Raw genomic sequence first — 20,602 nt, forward strand, 5'->3', positions numbered from 1 at the left:
TCGTTCCCGGCCCGGCGGGCCGCTCCGCGTCAGTCGACGGCGGGAGAGGAGGCCCGCGCGTGCCGGCGCACCGGGATGCGGCCGGCCCGTCGCGCGGCGCGGCCGGCGCGCACGGCGTCGCGCATCGCCCCGGCCATGAGCACCGGGTCCTCGGCCCGCGTGACCGCGCTGGCCAGCAGCACCGCGTCGCAGCCCAGCTCCATCGCCAGGGCCGCGTCGCTGGCGGTGCCGATGCCGGCGTCGACGATCACCGGGACCCCGGCCTGTTCGACGATCAGCTCCAGGTTGTGCGGATTGCGGATGCCCAACCCCGAACCGATCGGGGCGGCCAGGGGCATCACCGCGACGCACCCGATCTGCTCCAGACGGCGGGCCAGTACCGGGTCGTCGTTGGTGTAGGGCAGTACCACGAACCCCTCGTCCACCAGCCGTTCGGCCGCCTCCAACAACTCCACCGGGTCGGGCAGCAGCGTGTGCTCGTCCGCCACGACCTCCAACTTCACCCAGTCGGTGCCCAGCGCCTCCCTGCCCAGACGGGCGGTGCGCACCGCGTCGGTCGCGGTGAAGCACCCGGCGGTGTTGGGCAGCGGGCGGATCCCGTTGCGTTCCAGCACCTCCCACACCGAGCCGCGGGCGCCCGGGGCGACCCTGCGCATGGCCACGGTGGTCAGTTCGGTGCCGGAGGCGATCAGCGCCTCCTCCAGCACCTCCAGGGAGGGCGCCCCCCCGGTCCCGGTGATGAGCCGGGAACCGAAGGAGACCCCGGAGATGACCAGGGGGTCGTCGGTGTGCGCGGTCATGGTCAGCCCCCCTGTACCGCGGTGAGGACGTCGACGCGGTCGCCCGCGTCCAAGGGCGTGTCGGCCCAGGCGGCGCGGCGCACCACCTCGTCGTTGACGGCGACGGCGATGCCGCCGGGGATCGCGCCGCCGTCGGCGGCGGTCAGTTCGCGCACGATCTCCTCGACCGTGACGGTGCCGGCGGCCTCGCGGGGGGCGCCGTTGACGATCAGCTCCACTGCTCTCACTTCCAGGTCGTGGTCTCGCCGCCCGTGAGGCGGTCGGCGGTGAACCGGCGCGCGTACCCGGGCAGGGTCCCGGTGGTCAGGGCGTGGGCCATGACCTCGCCGGTGATCGGTGTCAGCAGCACCCCGTGCCGGAAGTGCCCGCCGGCCAGGTGCAGGCCGGGCACCCGGGTGGGTCCCAGCAGCGGTTCGTTGTCGGGGGACCCGGGGCGCAACCCCACGCAGGTCTCGGTGATCTCCAGTTCGGTCACCCCGGGGACGAGTTCACGGGCGTCCCGGAGCACCTGCCACAGGCCGCCCACCGTGGGCGCGGTGTCGTACCCCAGCTCCTCCTGGGTGGCGCCGATGACGATCTCGCCGTCGGCGCGCGGCACCAGGTAGACCGGGAAGCCCCGGACCAGGCCGCGCACGGTCCGCTCCACCAACGGGGGCTCCCCGGCGGGCACCCGGGCGCGCAGGAGCTGCCCCTTGACGGGGCGCAGCGGCGGCACCACGGGTTCGGGGAGTCGGATCCGGTCGCTCCAGCAGCCGGCGGCGAGGACCACCTGATCGGCGGGCAGCGTCCGGCCGTCGGCCGGTGTCACGCCCAACCGGGCGCCCCCCGGGCCGGGGCGTTCCACGGCGATCGCACGGGAGCGGATCTCGGTGACCCCGGCACGGTCGCCGGCCACGGCCAGGGCCCGTAGCAGCAGGCGCGGGTCCACCGAGTGGTCCTCGGGGGCGAGCACGCCGCCGCGTACCGAGGGGGCCAGCATCGGCTCCAGTCGGCGGCACTCACGGCCGGTGAGTCGTTCCGTGGTCACCCCGAGGCGTTTTTGCAGGTCGTGAAGGCGGTCCAGGACGGCCAGGTCGTCGCGGTCGAAGGCGACCAGCAGGGTGCCGGTGGCGTGGTGGCCCGTGGGGACGCCGCTCGCCTCCTCCAGTTCGGCGACGAAGGAGGGGTACAGGGCGGCCGACCGGACGCCGAACCCCATGAGGTGTTCCTCACCGAACACGGCCTCGGTGGCCGGGGTGAGCATGCCCGCCGCGACGGTGGAGGCGGCTCGGGCGCCGACCGGGTCGGTGACCGGGTCGGGTTCGATCAGGGTGACCCGGAGCCCGGCCTGGGCCGCCCGCCAGGCGGTGACCCGACCGACCAGACCGCCGCCGACGACGATCACACCGTGTCGGTCCTCCGAAGGTTCAGAGGTGGGATGAATCGTGTCGGGATGCGGTGGGTTCGAGGTGGGCACGGTGCTGCTCTCCACTCCCTTCGCCGGCATGACCCGGATCAGGTTCGTGCGGTCGGAGGCGGTCAGCCTCCCTCTCAGCCGGGTCCACCCGGCTCCCGCGGGACGTTCTACGGTTCGCCCCCATACTACGGGCCCGCCCGGAGGGCGTCCGAGACCGAGGGCGGCGACGTCCGGGCGGCGCGCGAACGTGTCCCGGGCCCGCGCGGATATGGCAGATTGGTGGGGTGACTTCAAGCGATTCCAACCTCGACACGCTGGTCGGCACCTGGCTGACCCTCAGGGAGGCGGCCTCGCCGCTGGGCGTGAGCCCGAACCACGTCAAGACGCTCATCCGGGAGAACCGCCTCATGGGCGTGGTCCGGGGCGGGCAGCTCTCGGTCCCCGCCGCCTTCATCGACGGCGGCGACATCGTCAAGGGACTGCCCGGCACCCTCGTCCTGCTCGGCGACGCGGGCTACTCCACCGAGGAGGCCCTGCGCTGGCTCTTCACCCCGGACGACACGCTGCCCGGCACCCCGATCCAGGCGATGCGCGAGAACCGGGGCACCGAGGTGCGCCGACGCGCCCAGGGCCTGGCCTTCTGACCGACCCCCGTGGCGGGCGCGCCGTGTCGCCCGCCCCCTTGGGGTAGCCGGGTCCAAGGCCTAGGCTGGTGACCGTGAGGACCAGCCACGGAACCAGCCTGCGCAAGCGCCTGGACGCATCCCTTCTGTACCTGTGCACCGACGCCCGTCGCGAACGCGGTGATCTCGCCGAGTTCGCCGAGGCCGCCCTGTCCGGGGGAGTGGACATCGTCCAGCTCCGGGACAAGGGCCTGGAGGCGCGCGAGGAGATCGCCGCCCTGGAGGTGCTTCGGGAGGCGTGTGAACGCCACGGCGCCCTGCTCTCGGTCAACGACCGCGCCGACATCGCCCGCGCCGTTCGCGCCGACGTGCTCCACCTGGGGCAGCGCGACCTGCCGGTGCCCATGGCCCGGGACATCATCGGGGCCGACCCGCTGATCGGACGCTCCAACAACGACATCGACGCCGCTCTGGCCTCCGCCGAGGAGCCGGGCAGCGACTACTTCTGCGTGGGCCCGGTCTGGGCCACGCCCACCAAGCCGGGCCGCCCGGCGGCGGGGACCGGACTGGTGGAGCGGGCGGCAGCCCTGGACACCGGCCGGCCCTGGTTCGCGATCGGCGGTATCGACCTCGACACCGTGGACCGGGTCCTGGACGCCGGGGCCCGCCGGATCGTCGTGGTGCGCGCCATCACCGAGGCCGAGGACCCACGGGCGGCTGCCGCCGCCCTGCGCGCCCGCCTCATCGCGCGCCAGGTCTGAGAACACCGGCGGCCCCGGTCACCCAAGCGCATTCGGCTTGGGGGACCGGGGTCCGCCGTGTCAGGGGGTCAGCAGCACCTTGCCCAGGACCCGGCGCTCCTCCAGGGCCCGGTGGGCCTCGTCGGCCTTCTCCAGGGGCAGGGTCAGGCCGATGTGCGGGACCAGTTCCCCGGACCGGGCCAGGTCCAGCGCCTCCGTCAGCGCGTCGGCCTCGCCCTCGGACTTGTTGATGTCGAACAGCCCGAACACCTGCACCTTGTGCTCACGGGCCCGGGCGGGCTCGATCTCCGAGAGCCGGCCGCCGGCCGACCCGTAGCTGATGAACCGCCCGCCCTCGGCCACCGTGGTGAAGGCGGCCTCGCCCAGCGACGCCCCCGCCCCGTCCAGGGCCGTGTCCACGCCGAGGCCGCCGGTCAGCTCCCGCACCCGGTCGGTCCAGCCGGGCAGGGAGTAGTCGACCGCTTCGTGCGCGCCCAGTCGCCGGGCCAGGTCGAGTTTGGCCGTGCCCCGGGCGGCGGCGATCACCCGCGCCCCGGCCCGGCGGGCCAGTTGCACCGACAGGCTGCCGGCGCCTCCGGTCGCCGCGGTCACCAGTACCGTCTGTCCGGTGCGGTACCCGGCGGTCCGCGCCAGCGACAGCGCGGTGGGTCCGTCGTACAGCAGGGCCAGCGCGTGCCGCGGGTCGACCCCCTCCGGGACCCGGACCAGCTCGTCGGCCCGGACCACCGCCCGCTCGGCGTACCCGCCTACGGGGAGTTTGGCGCCGGCCTCGTTCTGCTCCAGGGTGTCGGCCACCACCCGGCTCCCGACCCATGCGGGGTCCACGCCCGGTCCGACCCGGGTCACCGTTCCGGCGACCCCCGTGCCGGGGGTGTACGGCGGGGCCACGGGGAAGTAGTCGAGGCCCCAGCCCGAGCGGACCAGGACCTCCAGGTACATCACGTTGGCGGCCTCGACCGCGATCTCCGCGGTGCCGGGGCCGATCTCGGGGTCGGGGACCTCGCGGGTCACTAGCACCTCGGGTCCGCCGAACCGGTCCACTCGTATCGCGCGCATGTTCTTCCTTCCGGTGGTCGTCCGCCGCGTTCTCCGCGACACCGACCACTCTCCAACCTCAACTAATATTGAGGTCAAGACCCGGGAAGGAAGATCCCGGGCGCGTGAAGGAGGGCCCCGGGGGGAGGGGCCGCGGCGGTTCACACGGACACGTGCGACAGAGCGCTCGGGTGGCGGCGCAGGAAACCCTCGATCGAACGGGCGGGGTGACCGGTCACCTTCTGTACCGTGGCCGCCACCTCGTCCAGCTCCCCGGCGGCGATCGCCTCGTACGAGGAGACCCATCCCTCGATCTCCCACTCGGGCGCCCCCGTGGCCTTGCGGGACACCAGGGCCTCCTCCCGGGTCTCGGGCACGTACCTGATGGTCCGGCCCGTCAACGCGCTCAACCGTTCGACGGTCGCCCCCAGGGAGAGCGCCTCCGGGCCGGTCACGTCGTAGGTCGCGTTCTCCGCCGCCGCGGCCAGGGCCGGGTCGGTCAGCACCGCCGCCACCACGTCCGCGATGTCGTCCCGGGCCACCCACGCCACCCGGCCCTCACCGGCGGGGCCGCGCACCACACCGCCCTCGTCCACCCAGTGCGGCAGCAGGTCCAGGTACAGGGAGGGTCTCAGGAACGTGTACCTCACCCCCGTCGACCGGATGTGGGCCTCGGTGAAGAAGTGCGTCCGCGCGAAGGTGAACGTCGACGCCGGCCCCGCTTGCAGGAAGGACAGGTAGACGATCCGTGACACCCCCGCCGCGACCGCCGCGTCGACCGCGCTCAGGTGCGCGTCGATCCGGTCCTCCGACTCCGTCGCCGAGACCAGGAACAGCGTGTCCACCCCACGGCAGGCCCGTGCGAAGTTCGCGGTGTCCTCATAGGCCGCCATCGCGGCGGTGCTGCCCGGGTGATCGGGTGCCCGGTTGAGGTCCCGCACGATGAGCCGTTGCGCCCGGCCCAGCCGCGCGATGCGGGCGGCCACCCGCCCGCCCACCGCCCCGGTCGCCCCGGTCACCCCTATGGTGTGGTTTGTCATGTGATCGTCGCCCATGACACCCCATCCTGAACGACGAGGGCGTGCCGGGCACTCACCGGCACGCCCGTTTTTGCGGCCACGGGTCAGGGAGTGGCCCGCTCTTGATCCTCCCCCTCGGGCGGGACCGCGCCGACCGGCACGGGTGTCCGCGTGCTGCGCCGGTAGGCGAGCCGGCGCAGCAGCACCTCGGCCGGCCCCCGCATGCCCGCCCGCTCCATGAGGTAGGCGGCCACGACGGTGATCAGCCACACCCCGATCGCGTACAGGAACATCGTCCACGAGGTCAGGTACGCGGCCAGCCCCAGGCCCCACGCGGTCAGGATCGGTGCGCACAGCACCGACTGGGCCAGGTAGGACGACAGGGAGCGCTTGCCGGTGGCGGTGATCGCGGTCAGTACGACGCCGGGCTCGCGCCCGCGCCTTTGGATCGCGTGCGCGATCAGGGCGATCAGGGCGACGTACCCCAGCCCGCCGAACAGTCCCGCCAACATGTGCGGGATGGCCAGCATCGAGGCCTGGGTGGGGTTCGGCTCCAAGACGCCGACCTGGGCCAGCGCGTTGGGCAGGCCGCCCAGCCAGCCGATGGCGATGCCGAGCCCGGCGGTCCATCGCAGCAGCGGGAGGTGGGCCCCCGGCTCCTCCAGCACCCGGCGGCGCGCCGCCCAGAAGGCGAGCAGGATCATGGTCGGCACGACCAGCGCCACGAGGCCCTGGGCGATGGTGACCACGGGCCAGACGATGACGCGACCGAGCGCGGCGCCCAGGATCGAGGTCTCGGCGGCGCTCGCCGCCATCGCGTCCATCCCGGTCCCGGAGCTCGGGCCGTCCGGTGCCAGGACCATCCCCACGAGGCTGAACGCGGTCAGCGCGGCGAGGAGACCGATGAACACCGAGGCCCACACCAGCAGGGTGGTGTCCTTGCGGCGCAGGAACAGCCACCCCAGGAGCAGGCCGGCCAGGCCGTAGGCGCCCAGGACGTCACCGAACCACAGCAGCAGGGCGTGGAAGAACCCGAACACGAGGAGCCACAGGTTGCGTCGGCGCAACAGCGCGTTGACGTCCTTGACGCTCGCCCCGGCGGCCTCCTGGCGCATGGCCAGCTGCACCATGCCGTAGCCGAACAGGAACGCGAACATCGGATAGCTGCGGCCGTCCACCACCATGATGGTGAAGAACTGGGTCACGGAGTCGAGCGTGCTCTCCGGGGCCGGGTGGGCGCCCAACTCGCCCATGGGGACCGTCCACAGGTACCAGACGGTGTTGGCCAGGGCGATGAACAGGAGCATGAACCCGCGGGCCAGGTCGGGGGCGAGCGCTCGTTCGCCCACTCCGGCCGGCCCGCGGGCCACGGCGTTCCGAGACATGGATGGATCCTTCCGGTCGCGATATATCTCTTATCGATTCAACCGGAGGGACGAGTCGGGCACAATGCACTTTAGTGGGGTGAAAGACCCTGAAACATTCCTTAGGGGAATACCCCCGTGCGGATCAGTGCGTGCGGCGGGTGGCGACCGCCACCATCGTGCGCAGCGGCTCCCGGGCGGCGTCGTCCAGCTCCGGGCTCTCCAACGCCGCCAGCGCCTCCTCGGAATAGCGCTCGATGAGCTCCTCACAGGCGGCCAGCGCGCCGGAGGACTCGATCAGTCCGCACATCCACTCGACCGACCCCACCGACAGGTCGGGAGCGCCCAGCAGGGCGGTGAAGCGCGCGCCGTCGGCGGCGTCCGAGCGCGCCAGGGTCTCGGCGACCACCAGGGTCCGCTTGCCCTCGCGCAGGTCGTCACCGGCCGGCTTGCCGGTGGTGGTCGGGTCGCCGAACACGCCCAGCACGTCGTCGCGCAATTGGAAGGCCACCCCGAGCGGTATGCCGTAGGCGGTGTAGACGCCCTCCAGCTCCGGCAGGCGACCCGCCAGCGCGGCGCCCAGGTGCAGCGGCCGCTCCACGGTGTACTTGGCGGACTTGTACCGCATCACCCGCAGCGCCGCCTCCCTGGTGCCGGTACCGCGCACCTGCTCCAGGGTGTCCAGGTACTGCCCGGCCATCACCTCGGTGCGCATCGCGTCGAAGGGCCGCCGCCCCCACGCGAGGGTGTCCTGGGCGAACCCGCTGGCCTGGTACATCTCGTCGGACCAGGCCAGGCACAGGTCGCCGATGAGCACGGCCGCGCCCCGGCCGAAGCCCTCGCCGTCGCCGCTCCAGCCACGCTCGGCGTGCAACCCGGCGAGCCGCTTGTGGGTGGCGGGCAGGCCGCGTCGGGTGTCGCTGTTGTCGATGACGTCGTCGTGGATGAGCGCGCAGGCCTGGAGGAACTCCAGGGAGGCCGCCGCCCGCACGATCCGCTCGTCGTCCGCCGCGCCCCCGGCGCCGCGCCACCCCTGGTAACAGAAGGCGGGGCGCAGGCGCTTGCCCCCGGTGAGCATCGCCTCCAGCGCGTCCATGGCCGGGGCCAGCTCCTCCCCGACCTCCAGCAGGGTGAGCCGGTGGTCGGCGCAGAACGCGTCCAGTTCCCGGTCCACGTCCGAGCGGATCACGGAGACGGGGGAGAGGGAGGAGGATGATGAGAAAGCGGCCATACCCAGCACATTATCGGCTCACCCCGAGGGCCCCGCCCCTTTCCGCCTCCCCGGTCCCTTCCACATCGCCACCAGTACGAACGACACCGTCACGAGCAGGGCCCAGGCGCCCAGCTTGGCCGGGTGGACCAGCGCCCAGACCTCCGTCTGGTGGGGGTAGCGCCAGGCGTCGAACAGCGTCGAGATGTTCTCCGCCACCCACAGGAAGAACCCGATGAACAGGAACGACAACGCCAACGGCAGGCGCGGCCGTCGTTCCCCCACGGTGAAGTGCACCCACGTGCCCCAGGTCACCGCGATCAACAGCACGGCCAGCGGGATCCGCAGGTCGGGCAGCCAGTGGTGGGTGAGGAAGTTCGCGTAGATCGCGATCGCCACCGCCGTGACGGCCCACGGGCGGTAGTTCGTCAACCCCAGGTCGAACAGGCGCCAGGCGCGCACGATGTAGGAGCCCACCGCCGCGTACATGAACCCGCTGTAGAGCGGCACGCCCCACACCACGGTCCACCCGGGGCCGGGGTAGGACCACGAACCCATGCGCACCTTGAACAGTTCGAACGCCAGCCCCACCACGTGGAATCCGGCGATCGCGGCGATCTCCCGGCCGGTCTCCAGCCGCAGCGCCCAGAACAGCGCGGTCACCGCCACCGCGTAGATCAACAGCGCGTCATAGCGGGCGATCGGCAGGGGGACCGCCATCGACAGCGCGAAGCCGGCGAACATGCACACCGCGAACGCGCAGGCGCGGGCCTGCAACAGGCCGAAGCGCGTCAGCTGCGCGAAGAGGAAGGACACGGAGGAGGACGCACGGCGCAGGTCCCCCGCGCCCGCCGTGGTCCGCGGTCGCGCCCCGATGTGATCCTCGTTCTCGGTCTCACTCAGTGGGATGTCCCTTCCATCCTGTCAGGGGGCCTCACCTACAGTGGTGTGCATGCTGGCTGCACCGACACGCCCCGTGACGCCCCGAACCCCCGAACCCCGGCCGCGGCACATCCGTGACCTGCTCCGCACGGGTGAGCCGATGTTCTCCTTCGAGTTCTTCCCGCCCCGGAGCCCGCAGGCCAATGAACGACTCTGGCGGGCCATCCGGCAACTGGAGGCCCTGGGCCCCGCCTTCGTCTCCGTCACCTACGGCGCGGGCGGCAGCACGCGCGGTATGACCGTGGAGACCACCGAGCGCATCGCGACCGACACCACGCTCCTGCCGGTCGCCCACATGACCCTGGTCGAGCACTCCGTCGCCGAGCTGCGTCACCTCATCGGCCGTCTGGCCGACGCCGGGGTGTCCAACATGCTCGCGGTGCGCGGCGACCCGCCCGGAGATCCCTCCGGCCCGTGGGTCAGCCACCCCGAGGGACTGACCTACGCCGAGGAGCTGGTCCGGCTCATCAAGGACAGCGGCGACTTCTGCGTGGGCGTGGCGGCCTTCCCCTACAAGCACCCGCGCTCGGCCGACGTGGAGACCGACACCGATTTCCTCGTGCGCAAGTGCGACGCGGGCGCGGACTACGCCATCACCCAGATGTTCTTCGACCCCGAGGACTACCTGCGCCTTCGGGACCGGGTGGCGGCCCGCGGCTGCGACATCCCGATCATCCCCGAGGTGTTCCCGGTGGTGCGCACGTCGTTCATCCCGCGCTCGGAGAAGCTCTCGGGGGCGCCGTTCCCGGCCGACCTGGCCGCGCGGTTCGAGTCCTTCGGCGACGACACCGAGGCGGTGCGCGCCTTCGGGATCGAGCACGCCCAGCGCATGTGCGAGCGGCTCTTGGAGGAGGGTGCTCCGGGCATCCACTTCATCACCTCGAATCAGTCCACCGCCACCAGGGAGATCTACCGGGAGGTGTCGGGACGACGGCGCCCGTGAGCGGCAGGCGCGTCGCCATGATCGAGAAGGGCCGGTCCGGGCTGCCGGGGAAGGAGAACTCCTCCAGCACCTCGACGAACCCGCAGGAGCGGTAGAGGTGACGCGCCGCCGTGGGGCCGGCCCGGGTGGACAGGACCGCGGTGCGCTCGGGCCGGTCCGAGCACAGGGCGTGCAGGACGGCCCGGCCGATCCCCCGGTTCTGCGCCTCGGGGTGGACGTGCACCTCGGCGATCTCGAACGCGTCGGTCATCCAGCGGCGCGCCCCGGCACGGCCGCCCTCGGCGCGCAGCCCCGCGGAGACGGTGTCGTGCCACCACTGGCCGCGCGCGCCGTGGAAGGCGTAGGCGAAACCGATCGGACGCTCCTCCCGCACGGCGACGATGGACCGGAACCCGGGATGGCGGGAGTGGGTCTTCATGACGGCGGCCCGTCCCGGCAACTGCTCGGGCGGGGGTTCCATGGCCGCCTCGTACACCTGGAGGAGGGCGGGAACGGCGTGCGCGAACGCCGGGGCGTCCAGCTCGCGCAGCTCGACATCGGCTACCACGACTTCACACTAGCCTCCGAAGGCGTGTGCCCGACGGATTTCGGCGTGGCCGATACCGGTTGTCCGCCGGTCCCCGACACGCCCGGGAGGGGTGCCTCCGGTCCTTGACGGGTCGTCGAGGGCGGGGTTAACTGTTGATCGTCGAACATGAGTTCGACAGCGGCCGTCGGGGCGACCCGGCGGCGACGGCGCGGCCGGCTCGGGGAGGGGAAGCCCCGTGTCCGACCGCGCCGTTCCGTCGTCCCCGCGGGGGAGGGCCCGCATACGACGAGGACCGGCCCGCCCTCGATGGGCGGGCCGGTCCTGCGGCGGGCGGGTGCGATCCGTGCCTGGACGATCAGAAGGAGTCGACGGCGCGACGGGCCTCCGGGTCGAGGACGCCCCAGTTGATGAGCTCCTCGGTCAGGTCGCCGGGCGACTTGTCGTAGATGACCGCGAGCGAACGCAGGTCCTCCTGGCGGATGGAGAGCACGCGGCCGTTGTAGTCACCGCGCTGGCTCTGGATGGTGGCCACGTAGCGGGACAGCGGGCCGGCCTTCTCCTGCGGGAGCTGCTGCATGCGCTCCAGGTCGATGACCAGCTTGGGTGTCGGGCCCAGGGGGGTGGGGGCGGCACCGCCGGGCAGCAGCTCCGACATCGGCACGCCGTAGAAGTCCGCCAGCTCGGCGAGCTTCTGGACGGTGACGGCGCGGTCGCCGCGTTCGTAGGAGCCCACCACGACGGCCTTCCAGCGTCCGTGGGACTTCTCCTCCACTCCGTGGAGGGACAGGCCCTGCTGGGTTCGGATGGCACGCAGTCGCGCGCCGAGGGACTTGGCGTATTCGGATGGCATCTTCTTGTCGCTCCCGGCCGTGACAGTGGCTGGCGTGATGGGGAGAGACCCGTTCCAACGAGGGCCGTCGAACGGTCCCTCGGAGGTCACGGGGTGCAACCCCACCCGGCAATGGTTACAGACAGTGACGGTAGGGGGGTCCGTCCCCCAGGTCAAGCCGTTGGTGTGAAACGCGACTAATCAGTGGCCAAACCGTGCGTAAGTGAGACTCCTCTCATGTCCACGCGGACCGTGACGAGAGGTGCATCACGCCCATGCGAAAAGCCCGTTCTTTCAGGGGGTTTCGCATTTGTCGGCCATGTGAGGTGTGTGCAGATCGTAGTCGTCGCGTTGCTCTGAGGATCCTCTGCGTCCTTTGTGTATGTGACGAGAGTCACACTACTCCACATCCACCTTGGGCCCGCCCTCGGTGACCTCGAACGCCGCTGGTAGCGTGGGCCCGATCGACATCCTTTAACGACCTGTCCCGTGAGGCAGGGAAGGGGTCACTGCTTTGTGTGCGCGAAAAACCACGACGAGTGACACGAACGGTGGCGTGGCGCCACCGGAGGTGCCCGAAGGCACCCGGGCCGTCCTCGACGGCAACGAGATCAACCGGGCGTTGACCCGTATCGCCCACGAGGTGCTCGAACGGACCAAGGGCGGACACGGGGTCACCCTCCTCGGCATCCCCTCGCGGGGAGTCCCCCTCGCGGCCCGCCTGGCCGAACGCATCGAACGCGTCGAGAGACTGGCCGTCCCCCACGGCTCCCTCGACATCACCATGTACCGCGACGACCTGCGCACGGCCCCGCCGCGGGCCTTGGGCCGGACCGAGATCCCCGACGGCGGACTCGACGACCGCGTCGTCGTCCTCGTCGACGACGTCCTCTTCTCCGGCCGCACCGTCCGCGCCGCCCTGGACGCGCTCAACGACCTGGGCCGTCCCCGCGCCGTCCAGCTCGCCGTCCTGGTCGACCGCGGCCACCGCCAGTTGCCCATCCGCGCCGACTACGTGGGCAAGAACCTGCCCACCTCGCTGCGCGAGAGCGTCACCGTCCGGCTCACCGAGACCGACGGCCACGACGCGGTGCTGCTCGGTCCGTCCCGCCCGTCGTCCTCCGCCACCCTCACCGGCGGCCCGCTGCCCGGTGCCCTCGGCCGACGCCCCGACACCGACGGCACCGACGGCACCGACGGCACCGACGGCACCGACGGCACCGAGGGGAAGGACTCCTGATGCGCCACCTGCTCTCCACCGGGGACCTCACCCGCGACGAGGCCGTCCTCATCCTGGACACCGCCGCCGAACTCGCCCGGGTCGGCGACCGCTCCGTCAAGAAACTCCCCACCCTGCGCGGCCGTACGGTGGTCAACCTCTTCTACGAGGACTCCACCCGCACCCGCACCTCCTTCGAACTCGCCGCCAAGCGCCTGTCCGCGGACGTCGTCAACTTCTCCGCCAAGGGCTCCAGCGTCTCCAAGGGCGAGAGCCTCAAGGACACCGCCCTCACCCTCCAGGCCATGGGCGCCGACGGCGTCGTCATCCGGCACAGCGCCTCCGGCGCGGCCCACCGCCTGGCGAACTGGGTGGACGGATCGGTCCTCAACGCCGGCGACGGCACCCACGAGCACCCCACCCAGGCCCTGCTCGACGCCTACACCATGCGTGCCCGCCTGGGCCGCCTGGAGGGCCTGCGCGTGGCCATCGTCGGCGACATCCTGCACAGCCGGGTGGCCCGCTCCAACGTGCTGCTGCTCACCACCCTGGGCGCCCACGTCACGCTCGTCGCGCCGCCCACCCTGCTGCCCGTCTCGGTGCGCACCTGGCCCTGCGAGGTCTCCTACGACCTCGACGAGGTCCTGCCCAAGGCCGACGTCGTCATGATGCTGCGCGTCCAGGCCGAGCGCATGCACGCCTCCTTCTTCCCCTCCGTGCGCGAGTACAGCCGCGGCTACGGGATCGACGGCGCGCGCCTGTCCCGCATGCCCGAGGACGCCATCGTCATGCACCCCGGCCCGATGGTCCGCGGCATGGAGATCTCCGCGGAGGTCGCCGACTCCCCGCGCTGCACCGTCGTCGAGCAGGTCGCCAACGGTGTCAGTCTGCGCATGGCCGTGCTCTACCTGCTGCTCGGCGGCTCCTGAAACCACACCGGCGCGCCGAGGCGCGCCCGCGCGGTATGAGGACGACCGTCGCCCGCGCGCACGAGATCTTCTTTCACGAACGACCACGAGGAACGAAACCGCGATGCCCGACAACCACGGACCGCACCTGATCCGCGGCGCCCGACCACTCGGCGCCGACCCCGTCGACATCCTGATCGTCGACGGCCGCATCGCCGAGATCGGTACCGACCTCCGCGCCCCCGAGGGCACCGAGGTCGTGGACGGGACCGGGCTGATCGCCCTGCCCGGACTGGTGGACCTGCACACCCACCTGCGCGAACCCGGACGCGAGGACGCCGAGACCGTCGAGACCGGATCCCACTCCGCCGCCATGGGCGGCTACACCGCCGTCCACGCCATGGCCAACACCGACCCGGTCGCCGACACCGCCGGTGTCGTCGAACAGGTCTGGCGGCTGGGCCGCGAGGCCGGGTACTGCGACGTGCGCCCCGTCGGCGCCGTCACCGTCGGCCTGGCCGGCGAGCGCCTCTCCGAGATCGGCGCGATGGCCAAGTCCGCCGCCGCCGTCCGCGTCTTCTCCGACGACGGCATCTGCGTCTCCGACGCCCTGCTCATGCGCCGGGCCCTGGAGTACGTCAAGGCCTTCGACGGCGTCGTCGCCCAGCACGCCCAGGAACCGCGCCTCACCGAGGGCGCCCAGATGAACGAGGGCTGCGTCTCCGACCGCCTCGGCCTGCCCGGCTGGCCCGCCGTCGCCGAAGAGGCGATCATCGCCCGGGACTGCCTGCTCGCCCAGCACGTCGGCTCGCGCCTGCACGTGTGCCACGTCTCGACCAAGGGCTCGGTCGACATCATCCGCTGGGCCAAGGCCCGCGGCTGCGACGTCACCGCGGAGGTCACCCCCCACCACCTGCTGCTCACCGAGGAGCTCGTGGAGAACTACGACCCCGTCTACAAGGTCAACCCGCCCCTGCGCACCGCCGAGGACGTCCAGGCGCTGCGCGAGGGTCTGGCCGACGGCACCATCGACGTCGTCGCCACCGACCACGCCCCCCACCCCGTGGAGGCCAAGGAGACCGAATGGTCCACGGCCGCCATGGGAATGGTCGGCCTGGAGACGGCGTTGGCGGTCGTGCAGCGCACAATGGTCGACACCGGCCTGCTGACCTGGGTCGACGTCGCGGACCGCATGTCCGTCACACCGGCCCGCATCGGCCGGGTGACCGACCACGGCAGGGACCTGGCGGTCGGCGAGCCCGCCAACGTCGTCCTGTACGACCCCGCCGCGCCCTACGAGGTCGACGGCGCGGTCATGGCAACCAAGAGCAGCAACACGCCCTTCCGGGGCATGACCCTGCCCGGTCGGGTGCGCGCCACGTTCCTGCGCGGCGTCCCCACCGTCCTGGAGGGTGAGATCAAGTGAACAACGCAGTGGGCGTCCAGGCCGTGCCTGGCGTCGTAGAGGGGGAGAACGTGTCAGAGGAAACCGGCGGACCGGCCGTCCTGGTCCTGGAGGACGGTCGGGTCTTCCACGGCCGCTCCTTCGGCGCCATCGGCGAGACCTTCGGCGAGATCGTCTTCAACACCGGGATGACCGGTTACCAGGAGACCCTCACCGATCCCTCGTACCACCGCCAGATCGTGGCGATGACCGCACCCCACATCGGCAACACCGGGGTCAACGACGACGACCCCGAGTCCGGCCGCGTCTGGGTCGCCGGCTACGTCGTGCGCGAACCCGCCCGCATCACCTCCAACTGGCGGGCGAAGCGCACCCTCGACGAGGAGCTGCGCCGCCAGAACGTCGTCGGCATCGCCCTCACCGGGACCCGCGCCCTCACCCGTCACCTGCGCGACAAGGGCGCCATGCGGGCCGCGATCAGCACCGTCGAGACCGACCCGAAGGCACTCCTGGCCCGCGTCCTGGAGCAGCCCCGCATGGCCGGCGCCGACCTGGCCGGCGAGGTCAGCACCGACACCGCCTACGAGATCCTGCCGCCCGAGGGCGTCGAGGCGCGCTTCCACGTCGCCGCCGTCGACCTCGGCATCAAGGCCATGACGCCCCAGCGCCTGGCCGAACGCGGCTGCAAGGTCACCGTCCTGCCCTCCTCCGCCACCGTCGAGGACATCCTCGCCCTGGACCCGGACGGCGTGTTCTTCAGCAACGGCCCCGGCGACCCCGCCACCGCCGACGGCCCCGTCTCCGCGATGCGCGGGGTCCTCGACGCCGGCAAGCCCCTGTTCGGCATCTGCTTCGGCAACCAGATCCTCGGCCGCGCCCTGGGCCTGGGCACCTACAAGCTGCCCTTCGGCCACCGCGGTGTGAACCAGCCGGTCATCGACACCGCCACCGGCAGGGTCGCCATCACCAGCCAGAACCACGGGTTCGCCGTGGACGCGCCGCTCGAAGGGACCTTCGAGACCCCCTACGGCCGCGCGCGGGTCAGCCACATCGGCCTCAACGACCGGGTCGTCGAGGGCCTGCGGCTGCTGGACCGTCCCGTGTTCAGCGTCCAGTTCCACCCCGAGGCCGCCGCCGGTCCCCACGACGCCGCCGGACTCTTCGACGAGTTCGTCGACCTGATGTCCGCCGCCCAGCCCACCGCGGCTGCCGAGTAGTTAGGAACCAAGAGCATGCCGCGCCGTAGTGACCTCTCCTCCGTCCTCGTGATCGGATCCGGCCCCATCGTCATCGGGCAGGCGGCCGAGTTCGACTACTCGGGCACCCAGGCCTGCCGCGTTCTGCGGGCCGAGGGCCTGCGGGTCATCCTGGTCAACTCCAACCCGGCCACGATCATGACCGACCCGGAGATCGCCGACGCCACCTACGTCGAGCCGATCACCACCGAGATGATCGAGAAGATCATCGCCAAGGAGCGCCCCGACGCACTCCTGCCCACCCTGGGCGGCCAGACCGCGCTCAACGCCGCCGTCGCCCTGGACGAGAGCGGCATCCTCGACAAGTACGGCGTCGAACTCATCGGCGCCAACATCGAGGCCATCCAGTCCGGCGAGGACCGCGAGACCTTCAAACGGATCGTCGAGCGCATCGGCGGCGAGTCCGCCCGTTCCCGCATCTGCCACACCCTCGCCGAGTGCCTCGACGCCGCCGACGAACTCGGCTACCCGGTCGTCGTGCGCCCGTCCTTCACCATGGGCGGCGCCGGCTCCGGCTTCGCCCACGACGCGGACGAGCTGCGCCGCATCGCCGGCCAGGGCCTCGCGCTCTCCCCGACCACCGAGGTCCTCCTGGAGGAGTCCATCCTCGGCTGGAAGGAGTACGAGCTGGAGCTGATGCGCGACACCAACGACAACGTCGTGGTCGTCTGCTCCATCGAGAACCTCGACCCCATGGGCGTGCACACCGGCGACTCCATCACCGTCGCCCCCGCCATGACCCTCACCGACCGCGAGTACCAGAAGCTCCGCGACATCGGCATCGCGGTCATCCGCGAGGTCGGCGTGGACACCGGCGGCTGCAACATCCAGTTCGCCGTGGAGCCCGCCACCGGCCGGGTCATCGTCATCGAGATGAACCCCCGGGTCTCGCGCTCCTCGGCGCTGGCCTCCAAGGCCACCGGCTTCCCGATCGCCAAGATCGCCGCCAAGCTCGCCGTCGGCTACACCCTCGACGAGATCCCCAACGACATCACCAAGGAGACCCCGGCCAGCTTCGAGCCCACGCTCGACTACGTGGTCGTCAAGGCCCCCCGGTTCGCGTTCGAGAAGTTCCCCGGCGCCGACCCCACGCTCACCACCACCATGAAGTCGGTGGGCGAGGCCATGGCCATCGGCCGCTCCTTCCCCGAGGCACTCCAGAAGGCCATGCGCTCCCTGGAGAAGCCCGGCGTCGGGTTCACCTGGGCCGGCCCGGTCGGCGACAAGGACGAGCTCGTCCGCGCCGCCGCCCAGCCCACCGAGCACCGGCTGCGCCAGGTCCAGCAGGCCTTCCGCGCCGGCGCCACCGTCGAGGAGCTGTACGAGTCCACGCGCATCGACCCCTGGTTCCTGGACCAGATGCTGCGCCTGGAGGAGACCGCCCGTGCCCTGGCCGCCGCGCCCAAGCTCGACGCCGACGCGCTGCGCGCCGCCAAGGGGATCGGCTTCTCCGACGTCCAGATCGGGGAGATCACCGGCAAGAGCGAGGACGTCGTCCGCGAGCTGCGCCACGCCCTGGGCATCCACCCCGTCTACCTGACCGTGGACACCTGCGCCGCCGAGTTCGAGGCCACCACGCCCTACCTGTACTCCAGCTACGACGAGGAGACCGAGGTCCCCGTCGGCGACAAGCCCAAGATCATCATCCTGGGCTCGGGCCCCAACCGCATCGGCCAGGGCGTGGAGTTCGACTACTCCTGCGTCCACGCCTCCTTCGCGCTGTCCGCCGCCGGGTACGAGACCGTGATGGTCAACTGCAACCCGGAGACGGTCTCCACCGACTACGACACCAGCGACCGGCTCTACTTCGAGCCGCTCACCCTGGAGGACGTGCTGGAGGTCGTCCGGGCCGAGCAGCTCACCGGCACCGTCGTCGGGGTCATCGTCCAGTTGGGCGGCCAGACCCCGCTGGGCCTGGCCCGCCGACTCAAGGACGCCGGGGTGCCCATCATCGGCACCAGCCCCGAGGCCATCGACCTGGCCGAGGACCGCGGCGCGTTCGGCAAGGTCCTGGCGGACGCCGGGCTGCCCGCGCCCAAGTACGGCACCGCCTACTCCTTCGCCGAGGCCAAGGCCGTCGCCGACGAGATCGGCTACCCGGTCATGGTCCGCCCCTCCTACGTGCTGGGCGGCCGGGGCATGGAGATCGTCTACAGCGAGGCGATGCTCGCCGACTACATCGAGCGCAACGCCGAGGTCAGCCCCGAGCACCCGGTGCTGGTCGACCGCTTCCTCGACGACGCCATCGAGATCGACGTCGACGCCCTCTACGACGGCACCGACCTGTACCTCGGCGGCGTCATGGAGCACATCGAGGAGGCCGGCATCCACTCCGGCGACTCCGCCTGCTCCCTGCCCTCCATCACCCTGGGCAAGGAGGACATCGAGCGGATCCGCTACTCCACCGAGGCCATCGCCCGGGGCACCGGCGTGCGCGGCCTGATCAACGTCCAGTACGCGCTCGCCTCCGGCGTGCTCAACGTCCTGGAGGCGAACCCGCGCGCCTCGCGCACCGTGCCGTTCGTGTCCAAGGCCACGGCGGTGCCGCTGGCCAAGGCCGCCGCCCGGGTCATGGCCGGCGCCACCATCGTCGAACTGCGCGCCGAGGGCATGCTGCCGCCCACCGGCGACGGCGGCGACCTGCCCGCCGACGCCCCGGTCTCGGTCAAGGAGGCGGTGCTGCCCTTCAACCGCTTCATCGACAAGCAGGGCGAGGGCGTCGACACCATCCTGGGCCCGGAGATGCGCTCCACCGGCGAGGTCATGGGCCTGGACGTCGAGTTCGGCGCCGCCTACGCCAAGTCGCAGCTCGCCGTGACCGGTGACCTCCCCGTCCGGGGCCGGGTCTTCGTTTCGGTGGCCAACCGCGACAAGCGCTCGATGATCTTCCCGGTCAAGCGTCTGGCCGACCTGGGCTTCGAGATCCTCGCGACCGAGGGCACCGCCGTGGTGCTGCGCCGCAACGGCGTGCACTCCACCGTGGTGCGCAAGCACAGTGAGGGCCCCGGCCCCGAGGGTGAGAAGACCATCGTCCAGCTCATCCACGAGGGCGGGGTCGACCTCGTCGTCAACACGCCCTTCGGCGGGGCGGGCCAGGCGGGTCCGCGCCTGGACGGGTACGAGATCCGCACCGCGGCCGTCGTACGCGCCATCCCCAGCGTGACCACCGTGCAGGGGCTGGCCGCCGCGGTCCAGGCGATCGAGGCCCGGGTGCGCGGCGACATCGGCGTGCGCTCCCTCCAGGAGCACGCGCGGGCCCTCACCGCGGACCGCGGGTGATCTCCACCGCCCTCCACCGACGGCCGACGGCCTCGGTCCCGCACAGCCCTAGGCTGTAGAGACCGAGACGGCACGGGCGTCGCGGTCCGAGCACCGCGGCGCCCGCAGGCACAAGGCGCGAGAGAGGCCACCCCGAGACGATGAGCGACTACGGACCGGTGCAGGTCAGGTGCCCCGTGCTGAACGTGCGCAGGGTGGACGCCTACTACGCCATCACCGTCGTCGCCCCGGGGATCGCCGAACGGTTCCGTTCGGGTCAGTTCGTGTCGGTGGCGGTGGGCGGCGACCACTCCAGCACGCTGTTGCGTCGCCCCTTCGCCGTGCACGACGTCAAACCCGACTACGGCGGCACCATCGAGTTCCTCTTCTCGGTGCGCGGTACCGGAACGGCCTGGCTGGCCGAACGCCGATCGCGCGACCTGTTGGACGTCGTCGGACCGCTGGGCCGCCCCTTCCCGCTGCCCCGCGACCCGGTCAACTGCGTCCTGGTCGGCGGCGGCTCGGGCAGCGCCCCGCTGTTCCCGCTGGCGCAGTCCCTGCGCCGACGCGGCTGCCGGGTGGACTTCGTGCTCGGCGGAGCCTCCGCCGACCGGGTGTTCAGCGCCATCACGGCCCGCCGGATCGCCGAGACCGCCGTCTTCACCACCGACGACGGCTCCTTCGGCACCCGGGGCCGGGTCACCGACGTGCTGGGCCGGGTCGTCGAGGAGTGCCGCTCCGACGTCGCCTACGCCTGCGGCCCCATGCCGATGCTGCGCGCGGTCACCGCCGTCGCCGCCACCCACGGCATCCCCGTGCAGGTGTCGGTGGAGGAGACCATGGCCTGCGGCATCGGGATCTGCATGACCTGCGTGATCCCGGTCGTGGGGGAGGACGGCATCACCCGCATGGCCCGCTCCTGCGTGGACGGCCCGGTGTTCCGGGGAGAACAGGTGCGCTTCGACGATGTGGGCACCATCCCCTTCGACGCCCTGGGCGCCCCCGGCTGGAAGGGCGCCGGAGCCTCCCGCTCCACCGAATCGGCCCGCGACATCGCCTGACCCCACCGCGGGCCGCCGCACATCACCGACCGGGAAAAGAAACG

General features: G+C 71.8%; 19 protein-coding genes and 1 riboswitch. Of the genes, 9 read left to right on the top strand and 10 right to left on the bottom strand.

Annotated features, from left to right (window positions below; all coding sequences use genetic code 11):
* Positions 1 to 29: 29 nt before the first annotated feature.
* From RM479_RS10390 to thiO, 3 genes are all read right to left on the bottom strand, one after another.
* Positions 30 to 800: a thiazole synthase gene (locus RM479_RS10390; protein ID WP_311511501.1), complete on the bottom strand. Its 771-nt coding sequence runs from the start codon at positions 798 to 800 to the stop codon at positions 30 to 32.
* 2 nt (positions 801 to 802) lie between these two features.
* The gene (gene thiS, locus RM479_RS10395; protein ID WP_311511563.1) at positions 803 to 1,018 is read right to left on the bottom strand and encodes a sulfur carrier protein ThiS; all 216 of its coding nucleotides are present in this window, start codon (positions 1,016 to 1,018) and stop codon (positions 803 to 805) included.
* Positions 1,019 to 1,023: 5 nt separating this feature from the next.
* Positions 1,024 to 2,286: a glycine oxidase ThiO gene (gene thiO / locus RM479_RS10400; RefSeq protein ID WP_311511502.1), complete on the bottom strand. Its 1,263-nt coding sequence runs from the start codon at positions 2,284 to 2,286 to the stop codon at positions 1,024 to 1,026.
* Positions 2,255 to 2,365, bottom strand: a riboswitch (TPP riboswitch). It overlaps the preceding gene by 32 nt.
* A gap of 115 nt (positions 2,366 to 2,480) precedes the next feature.
* Here thiO and RM479_RS10405 point away from each other — a divergent pair.
* Positions 2,481 to 2,840, top strand: coding sequence for an Rv2175c family DNA-binding protein (locus tag RM479_RS10405; protein WP_311511503.1), 360 nt, complete (start codon positions 2,481 to 2,483; stop codon positions 2,838 to 2,840).
* A gap of 74 nt (positions 2,841 to 2,914) precedes the next feature.
* Positions 2,915 to 3,580: a thiamine phosphate synthase gene (gene thiE / locus RM479_RS10410; protein ID WP_311511504.1), complete on the top strand. Its 666-nt coding sequence runs from the start codon at positions 2,915 to 2,917 to the stop codon at positions 3,578 to 3,580.
* 60 nt (positions 3,581 to 3,640) lie between these two features.
* Here thiE and RM479_RS10415 read toward each other — a convergent pair whose 3' ends face one another.
* From RM479_RS10415 to RM479_RS10435, 5 genes are all read right to left on the bottom strand, one after another.
* Complete coding sequence (locus tag RM479_RS10415; RefSeq protein ID WP_311511505.1) at positions 3,641 to 4,636, bottom strand: zinc-binding dehydrogenase; 996 nt, start codon at positions 4,634 to 4,636, stop codon at positions 3,641 to 3,643.
* A gap of 140 nt (positions 4,637 to 4,776) precedes the next feature.
* A complete protein-coding gene (locus tag RM479_RS10420) occupies positions 4,777 to 5,670 on the bottom strand; it encodes an SDR family oxidoreductase (RefSeq protein WP_311511506.1) in 894 nt (297 codons plus the stop codon).
* Positions 5,671 to 5,738: 68 nt separating this feature from the next.
* The gene (locus tag RM479_RS10425; protein ID WP_311511507.1) at positions 5,739 to 7,019 is read right to left on the bottom strand and encodes a DUF418 domain-containing protein; all 1,281 of its coding nucleotides are present in this window, start codon (positions 7,017 to 7,019) and stop codon (positions 5,739 to 5,741) included.
* 124 nt (positions 7,020 to 7,143) lie between these two features.
* Positions 7,144 to 8,229, bottom strand: a complete 1,086-nt coding sequence (locus tag RM479_RS10430; protein ID WP_311511508.1) for a polyprenyl synthetase family protein — start codon at positions 8,227 to 8,229, stop codon at positions 7,144 to 7,146.
* Positions 8,230 to 8,247: 18 nt separating this feature from the next.
* Positions 8,248 to 9,024, bottom strand: a complete 777-nt coding sequence (locus RM479_RS10435; RefSeq protein WP_311511509.1) for a DUF817 domain-containing protein — start codon at positions 9,022 to 9,024, stop codon at positions 8,248 to 8,250.
* A gap of 226 nt (positions 9,025 to 9,250) precedes the next feature.
* On the opposite strand from RM479_RS10435, the gene metF reads away from it, so the two are divergent.
* Positions 9,251 to 10,093: a methylenetetrahydrofolate reductase [NAD(P)H] gene (metF, locus tag RM479_RS10440; RefSeq protein WP_311511564.1), complete on the top strand. Its 843-nt coding sequence runs from the start codon at positions 9,251 to 9,253 to the stop codon at positions 10,091 to 10,093.
* Here the strand turns inward: metF and RM479_RS10445 are convergent.
* Together RM479_RS10445 and bldD are read right to left on the bottom strand one after the other, a co-directional pair.
* Entirely contained in the window at positions 10,026 to 10,640 is a 615-nt protein-coding gene (locus RM479_RS10445) for a GNAT family N-acetyltransferase (RefSeq protein ID WP_311511510.1), read from the bottom strand. The two genes, metF and RM479_RS10445, sit on opposite strands and share 68 nt — an antisense overlap.
* A 337-nt stretch (positions 10,641 to 10,977) precedes the next feature.
* Positions 10,978 to 11,472, bottom strand: coding sequence for a transcriptional regulator BldD (gene bldD / locus RM479_RS10450; protein ID WP_073384121.1), 495 nt, complete (start codon positions 11,470 to 11,472; stop codon positions 10,978 to 10,980).
* Between the two features lie 493 nt (positions 11,473 to 11,965).
* Here bldD and pyrR point away from each other — a divergent pair, with 493 nt between their 5' ends.
* From pyrR to RM479_RS10480, 6 genes are all read left to right on the top strand, one after another.
* Positions 11,966 to 12,691, top strand: coding sequence for a bifunctional pyr operon transcriptional regulator/uracil phosphoribosyltransferase PyrR (gene pyrR / locus RM479_RS10455; RefSeq protein WP_397221818.1), 726 nt, complete (start codon positions 11,966 to 11,968; stop codon positions 12,689 to 12,691).
* Positions 12,691 to 13,599: an aspartate carbamoyltransferase catalytic subunit gene (locus RM479_RS10460; protein WP_274812035.1), complete on the top strand. Its 909-nt coding sequence runs from the start codon at positions 12,691 to 12,693 to the stop codon at positions 13,597 to 13,599. Before pyrR ends, RM479_RS10460 begins: the two co-directional genes overlap by 1 nt.
* Positions 13,600 to 13,702: 103 nt before the next feature.
* Positions 13,703 to 15,004 (top strand): dihydroorotase, encoded by a 1,302-nt coding sequence (locus RM479_RS10465; RefSeq protein ID WP_311511511.1) that lies wholly within the window; start codon positions 13,703 to 13,705, stop codon positions 15,002 to 15,004.
* 50 nt (positions 15,005 to 15,054) lie between these two features.
* A complete protein-coding gene (carA, locus tag RM479_RS10470; protein WP_311511512.1) occupies positions 15,055 to 16,200 on the top strand; it encodes a glutamine-hydrolyzing carbamoyl-phosphate synthase small subunit in 1,146 nt (381 codons plus the stop codon).
* Positions 16,201 to 16,215: 15 nt separating this feature from the next.
* A complete protein-coding gene (gene carB, locus RM479_RS10475) occupies positions 16,216 to 19,518 on the top strand; it encodes a carbamoyl-phosphate synthase large subunit (protein ID WP_311511513.1) in 3,303 nt (1,100 codons plus the stop codon).
* Positions 19,519 to 19,658: 140 nt separating this feature from the next.
* Positions 19,659 to 20,558, top strand: coding sequence for a dihydroorotate dehydrogenase electron transfer subunit (locus RM479_RS10480; protein ID WP_311511514.1), 900 nt, complete (start codon positions 19,659 to 19,661; stop codon positions 20,556 to 20,558).
* Positions 20,559 to 20,602 lie beyond the last annotated feature (44 nt).

Origin of the sequence: Nocardiopsis lambiniae, from assembly GCF_031845465.1 — a bacterium.
Classification (GTDB): domain Bacteria; phylum Actinomycetota; class Actinomycetes; order Streptosporangiales; family Streptosporangiaceae; genus Nocardiopsis; species Nocardiopsis lambiniae.